Genomic DNA, 3,510 nt, shown 5'->3' on the forward strand with positions numbered 1-3,510 from the left:
GGCTAGAGCAGAGTCAGCTCGCGGGCACGGCGAACGGCGGCGCGTCGTCCGGTCACGGCCAACTTCCGGTAGATGTTGCGGACGTGCGTCTTCACGGTGTTCACCGAGACCGACAGATCACCGGCGATCTCGCTGTTGGCCATCGCGCCCTGCAGATACCGCAGCACCGTAAACTCGCGGTCGGTCAGCGACTCCACCAGCAACGGTGGGCGGGCGGCGGCAACCGCGCGCTCGGCGCCGGTATCCACCAGATCCCGCACCCACGACCACTGTGCGGTGCCGGCGTCGAGATGATTGGCGAGCAGGCGGCGCACGGGCGGCCCGCCGTGGGTGAACGGTCGGCGGAAACCTTCGGGCTGGGCCAGTTCCAGCACATGTTCCAGGATGTCGCCGGCACGGCGGGGATCGGCGCCACAATGCGCGGCCAGGGCCGCCAGAAGTCCGGCGTCCAGCCGCAGCGCCAGCGGGCCCGCGCCGGTGTCGGACCAGTCCGGCAGTGCCCTGGCCGCGGCCCGGTGGTCGCCGTCGCACAGAAATGACCGCCCCAGCGCGACGGCGAGATCCAGCTGCGGCTCGCGGACGGTGTCCAGCATCGGTTGCAACAGCGCGCGGGCCATCGCCGTCTCTCCACATCCGATGCGCAACTCGGCCTCCGCGACCGTCAACCGTTCGCACAGGTAAGTGGTGGCGATCGCGTCTCGATCGCGCCGGGCGGCGCGGAGGGTGGCGTACGCCGCAGCGATATCGGATCGCGCGTGGTGGATGGCGATGCGGGTCGTGGCAACTCCGGCTGCGACGAACGGGTCGCGCTGCGGTTGGTTCGTGGCGAGATCGAGGTAGCAGTCGGCCTCGGCGAGACGGTCCCGTTCGAAGCTCACCGTGGCCAAAGCAAGGTAGGCGGCCGCCCGGCGGTCGGCACCGCATCGTCCCGTGCACGTCGGCGCCCGCAACGCCTCCCGCGCGACGCGCTCGGCGCGGCCTAGCTCACCCCGGCCCGCCCAGAGCACCGCCAGCCGGGCGGAGCACGCGTGTCGGGCGCAGGGCAGGAAGGCCCGTTCGGCGACGTGCGCGCCGGCGACAAGATTCCGCTCAGCGGTTTCGCGGTCACCAGTGGCGAGTTGTGCCGCACCCAGCGCCGTTCGGGCGACCACCCGTACCCGGACGTCGTGGTCGGCGTGGCCGGAGGCGACATCGGCCAGCAGTTGCCCGGCAATCGCCTCGACGGCCGCGGGGTTGGCGTCCTGCCAGGCCCGCGCGAGGCAGAGCGCCTTGTGCACCGTCCGGGCCGGACCTCTCCGGTCGGCCCGGTGCCGGTTCAGGCCGGCTCCGGCCAGCCGTAGGAAGACATCGGCGCCGGTACCGTCGTTGACGCGCAGCAGGTGCGCGGCGTAGGCCAACGCCAGCTCCGGCGCGGCACGCACGAGGTCCTCCGGCGGCGCCGCCGCCGCGCCGTGCGTGCCGGGCCCGTCGGGACACATCGCGATGCGGTGCCAGTGGCCGAACAGCACGGCGGTGGCGCGGTCCCAGTCCCCGCCGGCCAGTGCCTGGTCGAGGGCCGCCCCGCCATGGCCATGCGCGGCGAACCAGTCGGCCGCCCGGCCATGCAGCTCCGAGAACCGGTCCGGGGCGGCTCGGCGAAGGCGGCTGCGCAGCAGCTCGGCGAACAACGGGTGGTACCGGTACCAGCCCGGCTCGCCGGGAATCTCGACCGTGAACGCACCGCGCCGGACGAACTCACCGAGCATGCGTTCACCTCCGGTGCCACCGGTCAGCGCGTCCGCCAGCGTCCCGCACAGGCGCGGCGACACCGACGTGGCGAGCAGGAAGTCACGTTCGTGGGGAGACTGACAAGCCAGAACCTCGCGGTCGAGATACTCCGCGATGGCCGGCTGCTCGCCGGTGAGCCGGTCCACCAGCCGCTGCGGGTCGGGCTGCCCGCACATGGCCTGCGCCATGAACCTGATCGCTGCGGGCCACCCTTCAGTGAGCACCCGCAGGGTGTCGACGTCAGCAGCCGGAAGTTCGACACCGTGCTGTGCCAACGCGTGCGCGGCCTCGGCATCGGTGAACGCCAGGTCCTCGGCACTGATCTCGGTCAGTTCGCCACCCACCCGCCAGCGGTGCAGAGCGAGCGAGGGCTCCGTCCGGGCCGCGACCACCAGCCGCAGGGATTCCGCGTGCCGCAGCAGGAAGTCGAGATCCCGTAACGCGTCGGGGTCGGCAAGGTGGTGCATGTCGTCAAGTACGATGCCGACCGGCGTGGGACGGTCGGCCAGCGCCGTGGCGAGCTCGCTGAGGTAGACCCGGCGCGACACCGACGAAGGTACCGGCACCGGACGCTGGTCGTACCCACCGATGACGCTGGCCGCGGACAGCGACGCGTGGAGGTGCGTCCATAGGCTGTCACCGTCGTCACCGGGCTCGATCGTCATCCATGCGACGGGGACGCGCCGGGTGTCGCGGGCCCATCCGCTGAGTAGTGTCGTCTTCCCCCACCCCGCGGGAGCGGTCAGCACCGTGAGCCGCCGCACGGTGGCCACGTCCAGCACGGTCGCCAGCCTCGGGCGGGCCACCAGCGGCGCCGGCGGCGGCGGCCCGACCAGTTTGGACGGCAGAACCGGCATGGCTGCGCCCCGTCGCCTGTCTGGAATCGCCACGAGCGCGTACCGGATCTCGCTCAGCAGCGCAGATGAATTGGCCATCTTGCCGCCCGTCTGCCGTCCGTACGTACCGACCGCTCCAGTCAATCCGTTCGCGGCACTGCCAGCCAGTGGTCGATTTCCCGATTTCGCCGCGATCGCCCTCGCCGGGTGAAGCGCGCTCACCCGCCGCCGTGGACAGATGGTGGCGACCGCAAAGGAGTAACGACCATGACGACAGTGCCCACGCGCCGATTCCGGCAGCTCGCCACGGTGCACAGCCGGCGAAACGAGCCGATGACCGAAGTCGACCAGCTCCAGGACCTGATCCGAAGCTTCCTGCGGGATCCGTTCGGTGCCACCGGCGAGCAGGCACCCGGCTGGATTCCGGCGGCGGACATCGAGGAGACGGACGACGCCTACATCCTCGAACTGGACGTGCCGGGCCTCAAACGTGAGGACGTGAACATCGAACTGCGCGACAGCGAGGTACGCGTCACGGGCGAGCTCAAGGAGAAGGAGCGCACCGGCCTCCTGCGCCGGCAGACCCGGCGGGTCGGCCAGTTCGAATTCGGTATCACCCTGCCGGGCGACATCAACCCGGACCGCGTAGACGCCACATTGCGAGATGGCGTGCTGACGGTGCGCCTGGGCAAGGCGACGGCGAGCCAGCCGCGTCAGGTGGAGGTGAAGGATTGACGGCGATCTCTATCGCCGCCACCACTCGACGTCCGCCGACCGGGCGCTCCTCTGGTTCTGTGGTTCTCGACTTGCGGTGGGGAAGGATCGGCTGTCTGCTTGAACGGTCACGCTCTGGTGGATGGGTCTACTTCCTTGATCAACCACGCCACTGTGGGGCGTGGGGGTGGCT

2 protein-coding genes are annotated in these 3,510 nt (G+C 70.8%); one reads left to right on the forward strand and one right to left on the reverse strand.

What is annotated here, in order from left to right; translation table 11 throughout:
* Positions 1–2: 2 nt before the first annotated feature.
* Complete coding sequence (locus Vau01_RS62725; RefSeq protein ID WP_204015247.1) at positions 3–2,624, reverse strand: winged helix-turn-helix domain-containing protein; 2,622 nt, start codon at positions 2,622–2,624, stop codon at positions 3–5.
* A gap of 312 nt (positions 2,625–2,936) precedes the next feature.
* Here Vau01_RS62725 and Vau01_RS62730 point away from each other — a divergent pair, with 312 nt between their 5' ends.
* Entirely contained in the window at positions 2,937–3,338 is a 402-nt protein-coding gene (locus Vau01_RS62730; protein ID WP_204015251.1) for an Hsp20/alpha crystallin family protein, read from the forward strand.
* Positions 3,339–3,510: the final 172 nt, after the last annotated feature.

Source organism: Virgisporangium aurantiacum (assembly GCF_016863635.1).
In the GTDB taxonomy this organism is placed as follows: Bacteria; Actinomycetota; Actinomycetes; order Mycobacteriales; family Micromonosporaceae; genus Virgisporangium; species Virgisporangium aurantiacum.

Excerpts from the sequence above, each read along its gene's own strand:
- Vau01_RS62730 (WP_204015251.1), top strand. The coding sequence starts at position 2,937 with ATGACCGAAGTCGACCAGCTCCAGGACCTGATCCGAAGCTTCCTGCGG.
- Vau01_RS62725 (WP_204015247.1), bottom strand. The coding sequence starts at position 2,624 with ATGCCGGTTCTGCCGTCCAAACTGGTCGGGCCGCCGCCGCCGGCGCCG.